General features: G+C 63.8%; 16 protein-coding genes and 1 pseudogene. 15 read left to right on the top strand and 2 right to left on the bottom strand.

Annotation, left to right across the window (positions count from 1 at the left end; translation table 11 throughout):
* Positions 1-46: 46 nt before the first annotated feature.
* The 5 genes and pseudogenes from IVB18_RS00160 (at position 47) to IVB18_RS00140 (ending at position 2544) form a co-directional block, all read left to right on the top strand.
* Complete coding sequence (locus tag IVB18_RS00160) at positions 47-577, top strand: TetR/AcrR family transcriptional regulator (RefSeq protein ID WP_247987345.1); 531 nt, start codon at positions 47-49, stop codon at positions 575-577.
* Between the two features lie 58 nt (positions 578-635).
* Complete coding sequence (locus tag IVB18_RS00155) at positions 636-833, top strand: Trm112 family protein (protein ID WP_092232493.1); 198 nt, start codon at positions 636-638, stop codon at positions 831-833.
* Positions 834-946: 113 nt separating this feature from the next.
* A pseudogene (locus IVB18_RS00150) lies at positions 947-1051 on the top strand (TetR/AcrR family transcriptional regulator); the annotation flags it as partial.
* A gap of 58 nt (positions 1052-1109) precedes the next feature.
* A complete protein-coding gene (locus IVB18_RS00145; protein ID WP_092232493.1) occupies positions 1110-1307 on the top strand; it encodes a Trm112 family protein in 198 nt (65 codons plus the stop codon).
* A 196-nt stretch (positions 1308-1503) separates the two neighbouring features.
* Positions 1504-2544, top strand: a complete 1041-nt coding sequence (locus IVB18_RS00140; protein ID WP_247987344.1) for an IS110 family transposase — start codon at positions 1504-1506, stop codon at positions 2542-2544.
* 328 nt (positions 2545-2872) lie between these two features.
* Here the strand turns inward: IVB18_RS00140 and IVB18_RS00135 are convergent, their stop codons facing one another.
* A complete protein-coding gene (locus IVB18_RS00135; RefSeq protein ID WP_247987343.1) occupies positions 2873-4093 on the bottom strand; it encodes a ubiquinone biosynthesis hydroxylase in 1221 nt (406 codons plus the stop codon).
* 242 nt (positions 4094-4335) lie between these two features.
* Between IVB18_RS00135 and tesB the strand changes: the two genes are divergently transcribed.
* Entirely contained in the window at positions 4336-5199 is an 864-nt protein-coding gene (gene tesB, locus IVB18_RS00130; RefSeq protein ID WP_247987342.1) for an acyl-CoA thioesterase II, read from the top strand.
* Between the two features lie 54 nt (positions 5200-5253).
* Here the strand turns inward: tesB and IVB18_RS00125 are convergent, their stop codons facing one another.
* Entirely contained in the window at positions 5254-6126 is an 873-nt protein-coding gene (locus IVB18_RS00125; RefSeq protein WP_247987341.1) for a DUF4339 domain-containing protein, read from the bottom strand.
* Between the two features lie 238 nt (positions 6127-6364).
* Here IVB18_RS00125 and IVB18_RS00120 point away from each other — a divergent pair, with 238 nt between their 5' ends.
* The 9 genes from IVB18_RS00120 (at position 6365) to IVB18_RS00080 (ending at position 14167) form a co-directional block, all read left to right on the top strand.
* Complete coding sequence (locus IVB18_RS00120; RefSeq protein ID WP_247987340.1) at positions 6365-6703, top strand: P-II family nitrogen regulator; 339 nt, start codon at positions 6365-6367, stop codon at positions 6701-6703.
* Positions 6704-6777: 74 nt separating this feature from the next.
* A complete protein-coding gene (locus IVB18_RS00115) occupies positions 6778-8079 on the top strand; it encodes an ammonium transporter (protein WP_247987339.1) in 1302 nt (433 codons plus the stop codon).
* 93 nt (positions 8080-8172) lie between these two features.
* Positions 8173-8487 (top strand): metalloregulator ArsR/SmtB family transcription factor, encoded by a 315-nt coding sequence (locus tag IVB18_RS00110; protein ID WP_247987338.1) that lies wholly within the window; start codon positions 8173-8175, stop codon positions 8485-8487.
* 12 nt (positions 8488-8499) lie between these two features.
* On the top strand, positions 8500-8853 hold the full coding sequence (locus IVB18_RS00105; RefSeq protein WP_247987337.1) for a hypothetical protein: 354 nt from the start codon (positions 8500-8502) through the stop codon (positions 8851-8853).
* A gap of 41 nt (positions 8854-8894) precedes the next feature.
* A complete protein-coding gene (locus IVB18_RS00100) occupies positions 8895-9497 on the top strand; it encodes an ATP-dependent Clp protease proteolytic subunit (RefSeq protein ID WP_247987336.1) in 603 nt (200 codons plus the stop codon).
* A 521-nt stretch (positions 9498-10018) separates the two neighbouring features.
* Positions 10019-10357, top strand: a complete 339-nt coding sequence (locus IVB18_RS00095) for a P-II family nitrogen regulator (RefSeq protein ID WP_008142813.1) — start codon at positions 10019-10021, stop codon at positions 10355-10357.
* 38 nt (positions 10358-10395) lie between these two features.
* Positions 10396-11844, top strand: coding sequence for an ammonium transporter (locus IVB18_RS00090; RefSeq protein ID WP_247987335.1), 1449 nt, complete (start codon positions 10396-10398; stop codon positions 11842-11844).
* A gap of 194 nt (positions 11845-12038) precedes the next feature.
* Entirely contained in the window at positions 12039-13637 is a 1599-nt protein-coding gene (locus IVB18_RS00085; protein ID WP_247987334.1) for a caspase family protein, read from the top strand.
* A gap of 125 nt (positions 13638-13762) precedes the next feature.
* On the top strand, positions 13763-14167 hold the full coding sequence (locus IVB18_RS00080; protein WP_247987333.1) for a GFA family protein: 405 nt from the start codon (positions 13763-13765) through the stop codon (positions 14165-14167).
* The last annotated feature ends 61 nt before the right edge of the window (positions 14168-14228 follow it).

The following is a 14228-nucleotide window of genomic DNA, read 5'->3' as shown; positions in this document are numbered from 1 at the left end:
CCAGCTGTCAATACAGTAGTGTATGGTCGGTTCCTGGGAATCCGACATGACCGAACAGCTCTCCGCCGACGATTGGATCAACCAGGGTCTCAGGGCGCTCACGAAAAGCGGCTTCACCGCGCTGAAGGCCGATCCGCTGGCGAAGACCATGGGCGTCTCGCGCGGCAGCTTCTATTGGCATTTTGCCGATCTCGGCGCGTTCCACGCTGCCATCTTGAAGCGCTGGCGCGAGATCGCGGCCGAGCAGATCATCGCCGATGTCGAGGCCGACAACGATGAGCCGCTGAAAGCGCTGCTGCGCAGGACGTTTGGGGCGCGGCTCGATCTCGAGCGGGCGGTGCGCAACTGGGCGGCGTTCGATGCAGCCGCTCAGGGAGCGGTTCGTGCCATCGACCGCCGCAGGCTCGACTACGTCGAGACGCTGCTGGAGCGGCGCGGACTGACGCCCGCGATGGCGCAGGCCCGCGCGCAAATCCTGTACTGGACGTTTCTCGGCTTCGCGCTGTCGGGAGCGCCGGTTCCAGCTCCACGGCTCCAGGTCCTGCTCGACGAGATCCTGCGGATGGTGTCGGCCTAAAGCGCGATGGGCGGCCGCGATTTTCTGTGCTAGAGGCAACCGACCGCCGGAGATCATGATGAACGCGCCCACGGAACGCCCCGAAAACAGCGTCGATCCCAAACTGCTGGAGATTTTGGTCTGCCCGCTGACCAAGGGCCCGCTGGAGTTCGATTCGGCGAAGCAGGAATTGATCTCGCGCTCCGCAAAACTCGCCTATCCCATCCGCGACGGCATCCCGATCATGCTGCCGGAAGAGGCGCGCAAGATCGATTGAGGGCGCGATGGCCGCGCAATATTCTCGGTGTCGTCCCGGCGAAGGCCGGGACCCAACCACAGAGAGTAGTTTGGCGAAGGCTCGGAGTTGCCATCTCGCGTCATAACCACTCCCTGTTGTACTGGACGTTTCTCGGCTTCGCGCTGTCGGGAGCGCCGGTTCCAGCTCCACGGCTCCAGGTCCTGCTCGACGAGATCCTGCGGATGGTGTCGGCCTAAAGCGCGATGGGCGGCCGCGATTTTCTGTGCTAGAGGCAACCGACCGCCGGAGATCATGATGAACGCGCCCACGGAACGCCCCGAAAACAGCGTCGATCCCAAACTGCTGGAGATTTTGGTCTGCCCGCTGACCAAGGGCCCGCTGGAGTTCGATTCGGCGAAGCAGGAATTGATCTCGCGCTCCGCAAAACTCGCCTATCCCATCCGCGACGGCATCCCGATCATGCTGCCGGAAGAGGCGCGCAAGATCGATTGAGGGCGCGATGGCCGCGCAATATTCTCGGTGTCGTCCCGGCGAAGGCCGGGACCCAACCACAGAGAGTAGTTTGGCGAAGGCTCGGAGTTGCCATCTCGCGTCATAACCACTCCCTGTGGTTGATGGGGTGGACGGCCCCCTACGGCATCAGTGTGCCAGAATGAGGTTGTCAGAAACTCATTCGCAGGAGCCGCCCGTGAACCAGATTATCCGCATTGGAATGGATACGTCGAAGTATATTTTTGTGCTGCATGGGGTTGATGAGGATGAGCGGCCTGTGCTGCGCAAGAAACTTTCGCGCAAGCAGGTGCTCGAGTTCTTCACCAAGTTGCCGCCGACCGTGATCGGGATGGAGGCCTGCGGGGCTTCGCAACATTGGGCGCGAGAGCTTCGCAAGCTCGGCCACGAGGTGAAGCTGATGGCGCCGCAACTGGTGAAGCCCTACGTGTCGCGGAACAAGAACGACGGACGGGACGCGGAAGGGCTTTGCGAGGCGATGAGCCGACCGACCATGCGGTTCGTGCCGGTGAAGAGCGCCGAGCAGCAAGCCGCATTGATGCTGACGGGCATCCGCGACGGGCTGATCGCCCGGCGCACTCAGTTGACCAATACGATCCGCGGCCATGCGGCGGAGTTTGGCCTGATTGCGCCCAAGGGGCTGGACAAGATCGAGCCGTTGCTGGCGCAGATTGCGCAGGACGAGACGCTTCCCGTCCTGGCGCGCGAGCTGTTTGTCGTGCTGGGCCGCGAATGCGCCAAGCTCGAGAGCGAGCTGGAGGCGATCGAAGCCAGGCTGATGGCCTGGCACCGTGGCGATGCCATGGGCCGGCGTTTGGCGCAGATCCCCTCGGTCGGTCCGATCGTTGCCACCGCGCTGGTGATGAAGACGCCGGATCCGCGGGCGTTCCGCTCCGGTCGTCACTTTGCGGCCTGGGTGGGATTGACGCCCAAGGACCACTCCACCGCCGGCAAGACCAGGCTTGGCAAGATCACCCGGGCGGGCGACGAGGATCTGAGGCGGCTGCTCGTGATCGGGGCCACGGCCGTGATCCAGCAGGCCCGACGAGGCCGCGGCCAACACTCACGTTGGCTGCTGGCGCTGATTGCGCGCAAGCCGCCGAAGCTTGCGGCCGTGGCGCTCGCCAACAAGGTGGCCCGCATCGCCTGGAAGCTGATGATCAGCGGCGAGAGTTACGACGCGGCACGGTTGAATGCCGCCGCGGTAGTCCCCGCCTAACAGATTGGCCGACCGGCGGGCTCGCTCGCCGGCCGACCCGGAGCTGCAGGAGCAGATGGAGCGATCGATCGAGCAACGATGCGAGACATTCCGTGGGACCCATTGGCCGCCAGCAGGTCGCCGGGTTGTTTGGAACCCGCATCGCGCAAACCATCTTGGCCAGCGATCTAATCCATCGCACTCAACAGGCCGGACATATGGATGCAAGCGATCCGATCTCACCAAAAAGCTCTTGTGCCACGGGGGCCGTCCACATATGGGTCCCGGATCAGCGCTCGCTACGCTCGCTTGTCCGGGACGACAGTGGAGAGTGCGGCGCCAGCGAGAATTACAGCGCCTCGCCCTTCAACAACCGCGGCACCTCGCCGGTGAGTCCGGCGGCCTCGCGGATGAACAAATTCTTCAGCGGCGGCGCGCGGTCGACAAGGCCGAGGCCGATGTCGCGCACGGTGCGCAGCAGCGTCGACTGGTTGGAAAACAGGAAGTTCAGCGAGTTGGTGGCAACCCCCATCGCCATGGTGTCGAAGCGCCGCCAGCGCTGGTAGCGCTCGAGCACGCCGGCCTCGCCGATATCCATGCCGAGTCGCGCGGCGTCGACGACGACCTCGGCCAATGCGGCGACATCCTTCAGCCCCATGTTGAGGCCCTGGCCCGCAATCGGATGGATGACATGCGCGGCATCGCCAACCAGCGCCAGCCGTTCGCCGATGAAGGAGCGCGCGACAAAATAGGACAGCGGAAACGCGCGCGGCTTGTCGAGTGCCTTCACCTCGCCGAGGTGCAGGCCAAAGCGCTGCTCGAGCTCGCCGTGAAACTCCTCATCGCTCAGAGCCACGATGCGCGCGGCTTCCGCCCGGCGCTCGGTCCACACCAGTGACGATCGCTTGCCGGAAAGCGGCAGGATCGCGAATGGGCCTGCGGGCAAAAAGTGTTCTTCCGCACGCCCCTCGTGATCGCGCTCGTGACCGACGGTGACGACGATGCCGGACTGGTCATACTCCCAGCCATGGGTGGCAATGCCGGCGCGTTCGCGCAGTTTCGACCTTGCGCCGTCAGCGGCGACCAGGAGGCTGGCCGCGACGACGCTGCCATCGCCGAGCGTCACCTCGATGCCGTCGGCGCGCGAATCGTAGGACGCCACGGTGGTGGCGCGGAGCTCGACACCCTCGGCCTCGGCGCGCACCACCAGTGCATCGATCAGGCGTCGGTTCTCGACCATGTGCGCGAAGGGTTCGCCAGGCGCGACATCGCCGGCAAAGTTCAAAAACACCGGACGCGTGGCGTCTTCCAGCTTGGAATCGGTGACGACCATGTCGAGGATCGGCTGCGCCTCGCCCTTGACGTCGTCCCAGGCGCCTATCGCCTCGAACAGCCGGCGACAAGCGGCCACGATCGCGGTCGCGCGCGGGTCGCGGCTCGGCCGTGTCGCAAGCGCGGGGTCGGCAACGATGACGGGAATCTCGGGCCCGAGCCCCTGCCGCAGCGCTAGGGCCAGCGCGAGGCCGGCAAACGCGCCGCCGCCAATGACAATGCTACCCTGTACCGACATACCAAGTTTTTCCTGCCAAGTTTCCTGCCAAGTTTCCTGCCAAAATTCCCGGCTAAATCCTGGTCTTGCTAGCAGACTTGAGGTGGGCGAAACAGTGCGGTGAAACAAGGGCGGAACGGCCCAGTTTGTCATTCCGGGGCGCGCGTAAGCGCGAACCCGGAATCCAGAGATTGTCAGCTCGAGATTCCGGGTTCATCGCTGCCGCGATGCCCCGGAATGACGGGATCCTGAGAAAGCACCATATGTCCAAAAGCCTGATCGACCTCATCGCGATCCTTGACCTCGAACAGCTCGAGGTGAATCTGTTCCGCGGCAACAGCCCGAAGACGAGCTGGCAGCGGGTGTTCGGCGGGCAGGTGATCGGGCAGGCCATGGTTGCGGCCTGCCGCACGGTCGAGGGCCGGCTGCCGCACTCGCTGCATTGCTATTTCATCCTGCCGGGTGATCCGCAGATCCCGATCATCTACCAGGTCGAGCGCCTGCGCGACGGCAAGAGCTATTCGACGCGCCGCGTCACTGCGATCCAGCATGGCAACGCGATCTTCTCGATCATGGTGTCGTTCCACGCTGAGGAAGAGAGCGCGTTCGACCACCAGGAAAAGATGCCGGACGTGCCGCCGCCGGAAAAGCTCACGGCGGAGGAGGTGGCGAAGCAGCCGATGTTCCGCGAGATGCCGGACTTCATCCGCCGCTACTATGAATCCGATCGGCCGATCGAGCTGCGTCCCGTGGAGCTCGGCCGCTATTTCGGTGAGAAGATCGACGACGGCCGCATCCACGTCTGGATCAAGACCGCGGCAACGCTGCCGGACGATCCGGCGCTGCACCTCTGCGCGCTGGCCTATGCGTCGGACTTCTCGCTGCTCGATGCCGTGATGGCACGCTACGGCCGCACGCTGTTCGACAAGCGCATGATGCCGGCGAGCCTCGATCACGCGATGTGGTTTCACCGCCCCTTCCGCGCCGACGAATGGCTGCTCTACGTGCAGGATTCACCGAGCGCCCAGGGCGGCCGCGGCTTGACCCGCGGCCTGATCTTCAAGCCGGATGGCACGCTCGTCGCCTCCGTCGCGCAGGAAGGCTCCGTGCGCGAGCGGAAGAGCTGATCGCCTTAAGCGCGATTGATCGCACTTAAGGCGATGTTTGGATCATGCTCAGAGCTACCCGCGCGGAGCGAGTTCGGTCTGCGACGCGAACCAGTTCATGATCCAGCGATACACCCACGGGATCGGGATGATGAGGCTGGAGAGAATCGCGGCCACGATTCCGCGCCAGAGAATCCCTAGTCCGCTACCCTTAAAGACGATCTCGCGCCGCGTGCCCTCGATGTTGCGGCAGAACCAGCGAAGCTGCGCCGCGGCGACCCAGGCCCAGCCGATGATGGTGATGATGGAGATCGCGAACAGCAGATTCCACCCGATATAGGCCCACACCGAGCCCGTGAAGCTGAGACCGAGCGGCTGACCGTTGGAGGCGAGATTTGCGACCATCCATTTGACCAGGAGCCAGTAGAGAACGATCTGGACGATGAACAGCAGGTTGCTCAGCAACTGGATGCCGGTGAAGGCGATGACGATCGCCAGCACGATGAAGCCGAAAAACCAGGGCACAAGCGTCATCGCATTGCCGGTGAAGCTGAGGTTGGGCCGCCCCGGAACCTTGACGCAGGACACGATCCATTTGGTGTACCAGACGAACACCCACGGCACCGGGATGATGAAGCACATGCCGATCAGCATCACGATGCTGCGCCAGGTGAACTCGAGGATGCCGAAATCGACCGACAGCGAACCGCCGCCGGCGCCACCGTAGCCACTGGCGCCCATCATCGGCGGACCGCCAGCCGGGACCATCGGCGGACCGCCGCCACCGATCAGGCCGGGGATCTCGGCGGCCTTCTGCCAACCCGCCATGCCCTCGGACCACACCAGCGTGTCCGGGCGCACGACGCCCTGTTTCACGAGGTCGCGAAATTGCCCCTCCGGATAGGGGCCCTGCTGCTTGCCTTCGGATGCATAGAACCAACTCGCCATGACGCGCCCCCCTCAAACATACTTATGTCCCGGCCGGGACGCTTGGGTTCACCGCATCCAGGCCAAAAATGCATTGTGGAGGATGAACGGCTGCCCTGTACATAGGCGGCCGGCCAAAAGCCCCCCACGATTTTCTCCTTCAAACTGCAACTTTTTTATGCCATTTGCCCGGAATGATGCCAGATTGACGCGGTGCCGAGGACAACGGCGTAGCGCATCCCGGGGAATAGGCCTGACCATGAAACTCGTCGTCGCGATCATCAAACCCTTCAAGCTCGATGAAGTCCGTCAGGCACTGACGGCGATCGGCGTTCACGGCATGACCGTGACCGAGGTGAAGGGCTATGGCCGCCAGAAGGGCCATACCGAGATCTATCGCGGCGCCGAATATGTCGTGAACTTCCTGCCGAAGCTGCGGATCGAGATCGCGGTCGCCTCCGATGTCGCCGAGAAGGCCGTCAGCGCGATTACCGCAACGGCACGCACCGGGCAGATCGGCGACGGCAAGATCTTCGTCACGCCGATCGATCACGCGCTGCGCATCCGCACCGGCGAAACCGACAGCGACGCGCTCTAAACTCGCTCTTCTTCGATCGCACCGGGCAACGACGCCACAGCGTGCGACGCAATCAATATGCTGGGGAAAATGACATGGCGGGATTGTTGCGCCGCGCGGCGTCTATGGCTGCGCCGGTCGGACTTGCGTGCATCATTGCATCGCCGGCGCACGCCGCGGGCCCCGAGATCAACACCGCCGACACCGCCTGGATGATCGTCGCCACCGCGCTGGTGCTGATGATGACAATCCCGGGGCTGGCGCTGTTCTATTCCGGCATGGTGCGCAAGAAGAACGTGCTCGCGACCATGGCGCAGAGCCTTGCCGCGGTGACGCTGATCTCCATTCTCTGGGTCGCATTCGGTTATTCGCTGTGCTTCGTCGGCGACGGCCCGTGGATCGGCACGCTCGACCGCTGGTTCCTCGTCGGCATGACGATGGACAGCGTGAACCCGGCCGCGAAGACGATCCCGGAATCGCTGTTCATGCTGTACCAGATGACCTTTGCGATCATCACGGTGGCACTGGTCGCGGGCTCGGTCGCCGACCGAATGCGGTTCTCCGCCTATCTGCTGTTCTCGATCGGCTGGTTCATCTTCGTCTACATTCCGCTGGCGCATTGGGTGTGGGGCGGTGGCTTTCTCGCCAGCATGGGCGTGGTGGATTTCGCCGGCGGCCTCGTTGTGCATCTGTCGGCCGGCACCGGCGGCCTCGTCGCAGCCAAGGTGATGGGACGCCGTCATGGTTATGGCACCGAAAATCTGTCGCCGTTCGATCTTTCGCTCGCGGTGATGGGCACGGGGCTGCTGTGGGTGGGCTGGTTCGGCTTCAATGGCGGCTCGGCGGGCGCCGCCAACTCGCGCGCGGTCATGGCGATCATTGCGACCCATCTTGCAGCCTGCTCCGGCGCGCTGACCTGGGGGGCGATCGAATGGTCGACACGACGCAAGCCCTCCGTGCTCGGCATGATCTCCGGCGCGGTCGCGGGCCTCGGCACCATCACGCCGGCCTCGGGCTTCGTCGCACCATGGCACGGCATCGTCATCGGCGTGATCGCCGGCCTCGTCTGCTACTGGGCCTGCACCTGGCTGAAGCGCCGCTTCGACTATGACGATTCGCTCGACGTGTTCGGCGTCCACGGCATCGGCGGGTTGACGGGCACCCTGATGGCCGGCGTGTTCGCAACCAGCGCGATCGGCGGCACCGCCGGCCTGATCGAGGGCCATCCGCAGCAGCTGTTACTCCAGCTCTACGGGGTCGCCGTCACCTTCGTCTGGTCGGCCGGTGTGAGCTTCGTCCTGCTCAAGCTGGTCGGGCTGTTCGTGCCCTTGCGCGTATCGCGTGAGCACGAGCTGGAGGGGCTGGATATTTCGCAGCACGGAGAGGCATTGCAGTAGCACATCAGGCTGCCAGCGGGTCGCTCGAAACACTGGACGGCCGCAGCTCACTTCGGGCTTGCGCAACACATAAGCACGTGCTTATGTGTTATCATGATCGAAGCCGACATCTTCAAGGCGCTGGCCGACCCGACGCGTCGAAAGGTCTTTGAAAAGCTCGCTGGCGGAAGCCTGAATGCCAGCGCTTTGCGCGACGGATTGGAGATCAGCCAACCGGCGATGTCGCAGCATCTCGCGGTGCTGCGTGGGGCAGGCCTGGTGCGCGAACAGCGGCAGGGCCGCTTTGTGAACTACGAGGTCGACCCGGACGGGATCGCCACCATCGGGACATGGCTTGCGCGCTACCGCGCCTACTGGCCGAAGCGCATGGAAGCGCTCGCCGGTCTCTTGAAGGACATGGACCAATAAGGACCTGGATCAATGAGCGACGCAGTGAAGCCTGATCACGCCGCCCCAGCCCTGGTGCTCGAATATGACCTCGATGCGCCGCCGGCGAAGGTCTGGCGCGCCGTGACCATTCCGGCCCTGCGCGAGCGCTGGCTGCCGGGCTCCGACCTTGCGGGCGCCGAACCTGAATCATCGATCGCGGGCGAAGAGGTGCGCTACCGCCTCCGCGATTCCGAACCGCCGTTTCGCGAAAGCCACGTCACCTTCCGGATCGAACCAAACGAAACCGGCGGCACCCGCGTTCGCATCATCCAGCAAGCCTGCGACGATCGAGCAAAGCTGCCGCAGGCGGCCAATGCCAATTGCTGCCTGATGCGCGCGGCCTAACGACAAACAGACTTCATCACCTGCAGAAATGGAGGTCGCCGATGCGCGACATGCTGCAACTCGTCCCTATAGTCGTCGAACAGTCCGCCCGCGGCGAGCGATCCTTCGACATCTATTCGCGGCTCTTGCGCGAGCGCATCATCTTCCTGAACGGCGAGGTCAATGATGCGACGTCCGGACTGGTTTGCGCGCAGCTGCTGTTCCTGGAGGCGGAGAATCCGAACAAGCCGATCAATCTCTACATCAATTCCTATGGCGGCGTGATCACCAGCGGACTGGCGATGTACGACACCATGCAATTCATCAAGGCGCCGGTCCATACGCTGTGCATGGGCACCGCGCGCTCCATGGGCTCGTTCCTGCTGATGGCCGGCGAGCCCGGTCACCGCGCTGCCCTGCCCAATGCGAGCCTCCACGTGCATCAGCCGCTCGGCGGCTTCCAGGGCCAAGCGTCCGACATCCTGATCCATGCAACCGAAATGCAGGAAACCAAGCGGCGCATCATCCGGCTCTATGCACAGCATTGCGGGCGTCCCGAGGAGGAGGTGGAACGGACTCTGGACCGCGACCACTTTATGACCGCGAAACAAGCGGTCGAATGGGGACTGATCGACAGGGTCTTTGCGGAACGCGACGCCGCCTGACGGTCCGACAACGGCAGCGGCACCCCGCCCTGATCGAATGCCGCCCGCAGCAGGTGCTGGTCCGGCCCTCTGGCCGCGCTACCGCGCCTGGTCGGCCGCGTGAGCTTCGTCTTGCTCAAGCTGGTCGGCCTGTTCGTGCCCTTGCGCGTATCCCGTGAGCACGACTTGGAGGGGCTCGATATTTCGCAGCACGGTGAAGCCCTGCGATAAGCGCCGACCTTACCAAATTACCTTTCTGCTGCCCGACACGTGAGCAACATTGTGTCGGCAGCCTGTCGTGCCTTCATTTTAAGCAGGCATGATCACGTATTGGGCGCGACGTAATAGCGCACCGCGCCGCAATACCCGCCAAACGCGAAAACCCCCGTTTTCATAGTCCGTTAGGCAACGCGCCCGATCTGGCACGGCATTTGATTCTAGGGGTCCTGGCTGTGCCCGCGTAGTGAACTTTCTCCCTCGTGGCGAACCAGTCGAGAAACGCCCGGCCACGTCCGGACCGGGCCCAAGCGGGGATAGGACCCATGAAAATTGTTATGGCGATTATCAAGCCATTCAAGCTGGAAGAAGTCCGTGACGCCCTGACCGCCATCGGCGTTCACGGTCTTACGGTGACGGAAGTCAAGGGATATGGCCGCCAGAAGGGCCATACGGAAATCTACCGCGGCGCCGAATACGCCGTGAGCTTCCTGCCCAAGATCAAGATCGAAGTCGCTGTCGCCTCCGACCAGGTCGACAAGACGATCGATGCGATCACGTCCGCCGCCAAAACCGGACAGATCGGCGACGGCAAGATCTTCGTCATCAACCTCGACCATGCGGTTCGCATCCGCACCGGCGAGGCCGACGCCGCGGCCCTTTGATTTCGCGCTCAACCAAAATCCAATCAGGAGTAAATGAAATGACGTTTAAGCGTCCCTATGGCGCGGGACTGGCCGCCCTCGCAGTCGGCATGTTCGCTGCGACCGCAGCCTACGCCGAGCCAACGGTCAACAAGGGAGACAACGCCTGGATGCTGACATCGACAGTGCTCGTGCTGTTGATGACGATCCCCGGCCTCGCGCTGTTCTACGGCGGCCTCGTCCGCTCCAAGAACATGCTCTCGGTCCTGATGCAGGTGTTCTACACCGTCTGCGTCGTCACCGTGATCTGGGCCGTGTACGGCTACAGCCTCGCCTTCACCGGCGGCTCCGACTTCATCGGCGGCTTCTCCAAGGCCTTCATGATGGGCGTCACCACCGACTCGAAGGCCGCGACCTTCAGCGTCGACGCCAACATCTCGGAGCTCATCTATATATGCTTCCAGATGACCTTCGCGGCGATCACGCCCGCCCTCATCGTCGGCGCCTTTGCCGAGCGCATGAAGTTCGCGGCGATCGCGCTGTTCATCCCGCTCTGGGTCACGCTGATCTACTTCCCGATCGCGCACATGGTCTGGTACTGGCCCGGCCCGGACATGATCCAGGATGCGGCCAAGGCACTCGCTGCGGCGGGTGATGCGGCGGCGAAGACCGCGGCCCAGGCCAAGCTGGACGAGATCAACGCCGACGCCGGCTGGATCTTCAAGAAGGGCGCGATCGACTTCGCGGGCGGCACCGTGGTGCACATCAACGCCGGCATCGCAGGTCTCGTCGGCGCTCTGCTGATCGGCAAGCGCGTCGGCTACGGCAAGGAGCTGATGGCTCCGCACTCGCTGACCATGTCGATGATCGGTGCCTCGCTGCTCTGGGTCGGCTGGTTCGGCTTCAACGCCGGCTCCAACCTCGAAGCCAACGGCGGCGCCGCCCTCGCCATGACCAACTCCTTCGTCGCCACCGCGGCCGCTGCGCTGTCGTGGATGTTCGCGGAGTGGATCGTGAAGGGTCATCCCTCCGTGCTCGGCATCATCTCCGGCGCTGTCGCGGGCCTCGTGGCGGTCACGCCTGCGGCCGGCTTCTCCGGCGTGATGGGTGCGATCGTCCTCGGCCTGGTCGTCGGCGTGGTCTGCCTGTTCTTCTGCACCGTGGTGAAGAACGCGCTCGGCTACGATGACTCCCTCGACGTGTTCGGCGTGCACTGTGTCGGCGGCATCATCGGCGCTCTCGGCACCGGCATCCTCGTCAACCCGGCCCTCGGCGGCGCCGGTATCGTCGACTACACAGCGATCCCGCCGAAGGTTGCCGATTACGACTTCGCGGCGCAGATGGTCTCCCAGCTCTGGGGCGTCTGCACCACGCTGGTGTGGTCGGGTATCGGTTCGGCGATCCTCTACAAGGTCGTCGATGTGATCGTTGGCCTGCGCGCCAATGTCGAGACCGAGCGTGAAGGCCTCGACATCACCGAGCACACCGAGCGCGCCTACAACATGTAAGTGTTCTCCCGGGGCGCGATCCGTTCGGGGATCGCGCCCAGAACTACGGTTTGGGCACATACCCGGCAATGCCCCGACCGTTGAGGGGCTCCAGCGCAAGTTGGAGCCCCTTTCTTTTTGTCCTCGCGGAGTGCCCGCACAAATTGCTTTGTGTCGGCGTTGAGGAATATCATGGGCCGATTGGGGCTCATTTCATGCGCCTGTTCATTCGCCTCGCATTGTGTTCATGGCTGCTCGTCCTGTCCGTTTTGGAAGCCCAGGCCGACAAGCGCGTCGCGCTGGTGATCAGAAACAGCGCCTACAGGAACGTTCCCGCGCTGCCCAATCCGACCAATGATGCGGTCGACGTTGGAGCGGCCCTGAAACGATCAGGATTCGATCCCCTCGTCGCGACAGATCTCGATCAGTCCGCCATGCAGGACGCCGTTCTTCGCTTCGCGCGCGAGGCCCGGGGCGCTGACGTTGCCCTGTTTTATTACAGCGGGCACGCCCTTCAGGTCGCCGGCGTCAACTATCTGGTGCCCGTCGATGCCGTCGTCCGCGACGAGGTCGACCTGAGGCGCCTGGTGCGCGCGGACGAGATCCTCGCGGATCTGCAGCAGGCAAAGAACCTGCGGATCCTCGTGCTCGACGCCTGCCGCGACAATCCATTCGCCGACGAGCTCCGGCGAAATGTCGGCCAGGGTCGCGGCGTGACCCTCGGACGCGGGCTGGCCAAGATGGAGAGCCCGGAGGGCACCATTATCTCCTATGCGACCCAGGCCGGGCGCACCGCCGATGACGGCAACGGCCGCAACAGTCCCTATACCAGCGCGTTCCTGCAGCACATCCGTGACAGGGACAGCATCAATACGGTGTTTCAGACGATCAGCGCCGGCGTCTACCAGCGGACCAAGGGCACTCAGGTACCCGAGCTTTCACTGTCGTTCTTCGGCGAGTTCTATCTGAACGGCAAGCCCGAGACGGCAGCGTTGTCCCCTGCCGCCCCTCAGGCCGACTCCTGCGCGGAGGCCGGAGATCATTGGCGCAGCGCGGAAGCGCTCGGGTCGCTTGCCGCCTTCAAGGACCACCTCGCGCGCTTCCCGGCCTGCGCGTTCGCGGACCTTGCGAAGTCCCGTCTCGCGGCGCTGACGAAATCCGCAGATGACGTGATACGCAGCACCGCCTTCGACGGAACCTGGATCGGCAAGGAAACCTGCGAGAGCCGACCGCCATTTGCGGAAGGCTTTTATCAGTATGCCCTGCGCATCAAGGACGGGGTGCTTCACGCGGCTTTTGGCGACGAGGGCAAGCCGGGTTCGACCGTCTACGATGGAAGGATAGAGGCCGATGGCAGGTCCAGCATCTTGGTCAAAGGCATCATCGGCGAGAACGACCCGCTGCGTCGGCCCGCCGGCAGTCCCTATCAATACAAGATCGTCCTCGCGCTGAAGGATTCGGGCGGAGCCGGCGTTCGCACCGAAACTACGCGGCCGTGCCGGATGGAATTGTCGAAGCTGGCACCGCAGAGCCCGGATGCAAATCCGGCCCAGGCTGATCCGAAGCGCGGCGCAAAACGCGACGACAAGACAGCCGTGATCCCACCCCAGCAGCGCGAGGGTGGACAATCCCGGCAGACCGGCGGAGGGCTGAGCTGCTCGGCGATGCGGGGCAAGTGCGCGGTGGCGTGTGTCGGTCTCGGTGGCCGCGCGGATTGCGCTTCAACCGCTTGCCCGCGACTGGAAGCAGAGTGCATGAGCAGCGGGTGCTGGCGCGGCCGAGGGTTCAACGGCTGCGGCCTCGCCAAGAGATAGGAACGCACGGTCAGCTGCGGGGGAGACGTATTTTTTGTACCGCTCGCGCCAAAGAAAAAGATTGCCATTCCCGGCGACCCGCGCAGAAATATCGACCATAACGAACGACAATCGGGGAGGTCGTCATGCGTTTGGAAGGCGGATGCTATTGCGGCGAAGTGCGCTACGTGGCCGAGGGCGATCCGATGATGCAGGCGCAATGCCATTGCCGCGAGTGCCAGTACATCTCGGGCGGCGCGCCCAACACCTTCATCGCGATGCCGGCGGCCGGCTTCAGCTACATCACTGGACATCCCAAGCAATTTTCGCGCAAGGACCTCGAACGCGCGGTCACCCGTGAATTCTGCGCCGAATGCGGCACGCATCTGGTGACCAAGGTTCCGGGTCTGCCGGCCGCGATCGTGAAGGTCGGCACGCTGGACGAGCCTGCGCGGTTCCATCCGCAGATGGCGATCTACACCTGCGACAAGCAGGAATTCCATGCGATTCCCGCAGGCATGCCGGCGTTCGAGAAGCTCCCGGCGCGTTAGAAGCCCGATAGGGCGTATCGTAGACGGCGACGCGGACGCACTCGCCCGCCTTGACCGCGCG

It is taken from the genome of Bradyrhizobium sp. 186, from assembly GCF_023101685.1.
In the GTDB taxonomy this organism is placed as follows: domain Bacteria; phylum Pseudomonadota; class Alphaproteobacteria; order Rhizobiales; family Xanthobacteraceae; genus Bradyrhizobium.
This window is presented reverse-complemented; position numbering and strand designations above follow the sequence as displayed.

Excerpts from the sequence above, each read along its gene's own strand:
- IVB18_RS00125 (WP_247987341.1), bottom strand. The coding sequence starts at position 6,126 with ATGGCGAGTTGGTTCTATGCATCCGAAGGCAAGCAGCAGGGCCCCTAT.
- IVB18_RS00120 (WP_247987340.1), top strand. The coding sequence starts at position 6,365 with ATGAAACTCGTCGTCGCGATCATCAAACCCTTCAAGCTCGATGAAGTC.
- IVB18_RS00160 (WP_247987345.1), top strand. The coding sequence starts at position 47 with ATGACCGAACAGCTCTCCGCCGACGATTGGATCAACCAGGGTCTCAGG.
- IVB18_RS00100 (WP_247987336.1), top strand. The coding sequence starts at position 8,895 with ATGCGCGACATGCTGCAACTCGTCCCTATAGTCGTCGAACAGTCCGCC.
- IVB18_RS00085 (WP_247987334.1), top strand. The coding sequence starts at position 12,039 with ATGCGCCTGTTCATTCGCCTCGCATTGTGTTCATGGCTGCTCGTCCTG.
- IVB18_RS00135 (WP_247987343.1), bottom strand. The coding sequence starts at position 4,093 with ATGTCGGTACAGGGTAGCATTGTCATTGGCGGCGGCGCGTTTGCCGGC.
- IVB18_RS00110 (WP_247987338.1), top strand. The coding sequence starts at position 8,173 with ATGATCGAAGCCGACATCTTCAAGGCGCTGGCCGACCCGACGCGTCGA.
- tesB (WP_247987342.1), top strand. The coding sequence starts at position 4,336 with ATGTCCAAAAGCCTGATCGACCTCATCGCGATCCTTGACCTCGAACAG.
- IVB18_RS00115 (WP_247987339.1), top strand. The coding sequence starts at position 6,778 with ATGGCGGGATTGTTGCGCCGCGCGGCGTCTATGGCTGCGCCGGTCGGA.
- IVB18_RS00095 (WP_008142813.1), top strand. The coding sequence starts at position 10,019 with ATGAAAATTGTTATGGCGATTATCAAGCCATTCAAGCTGGAAGAAGTC.
- IVB18_RS00155 (WP_092232493.1), top strand. The coding sequence starts at position 636 with ATGAACGCGCCCACGGAACGCCCCGAAAACAGCGTCGATCCCAAACTG.
- IVB18_RS00080 (WP_247987333.1), top strand. The coding sequence starts at position 13,763 with ATGCGTTTGGAAGGCGGATGCTATTGCGGCGAAGTGCGCTACGTGGCC.
- IVB18_RS00145 (WP_092232493.1), top strand. The coding sequence starts at position 1,110 with ATGAACGCGCCCACGGAACGCCCCGAAAACAGCGTCGATCCCAAACTG.
- IVB18_RS00105 (WP_247987337.1), top strand. The coding sequence starts at position 8,500 with ATGAGCGACGCAGTGAAGCCTGATCACGCCGCCCCAGCCCTGGTGCTC.
- IVB18_RS00090 (WP_247987335.1), top strand. The coding sequence starts at position 10,396 with ATGACGTTTAAGCGTCCCTATGGCGCGGGACTGGCCGCCCTCGCAGTC.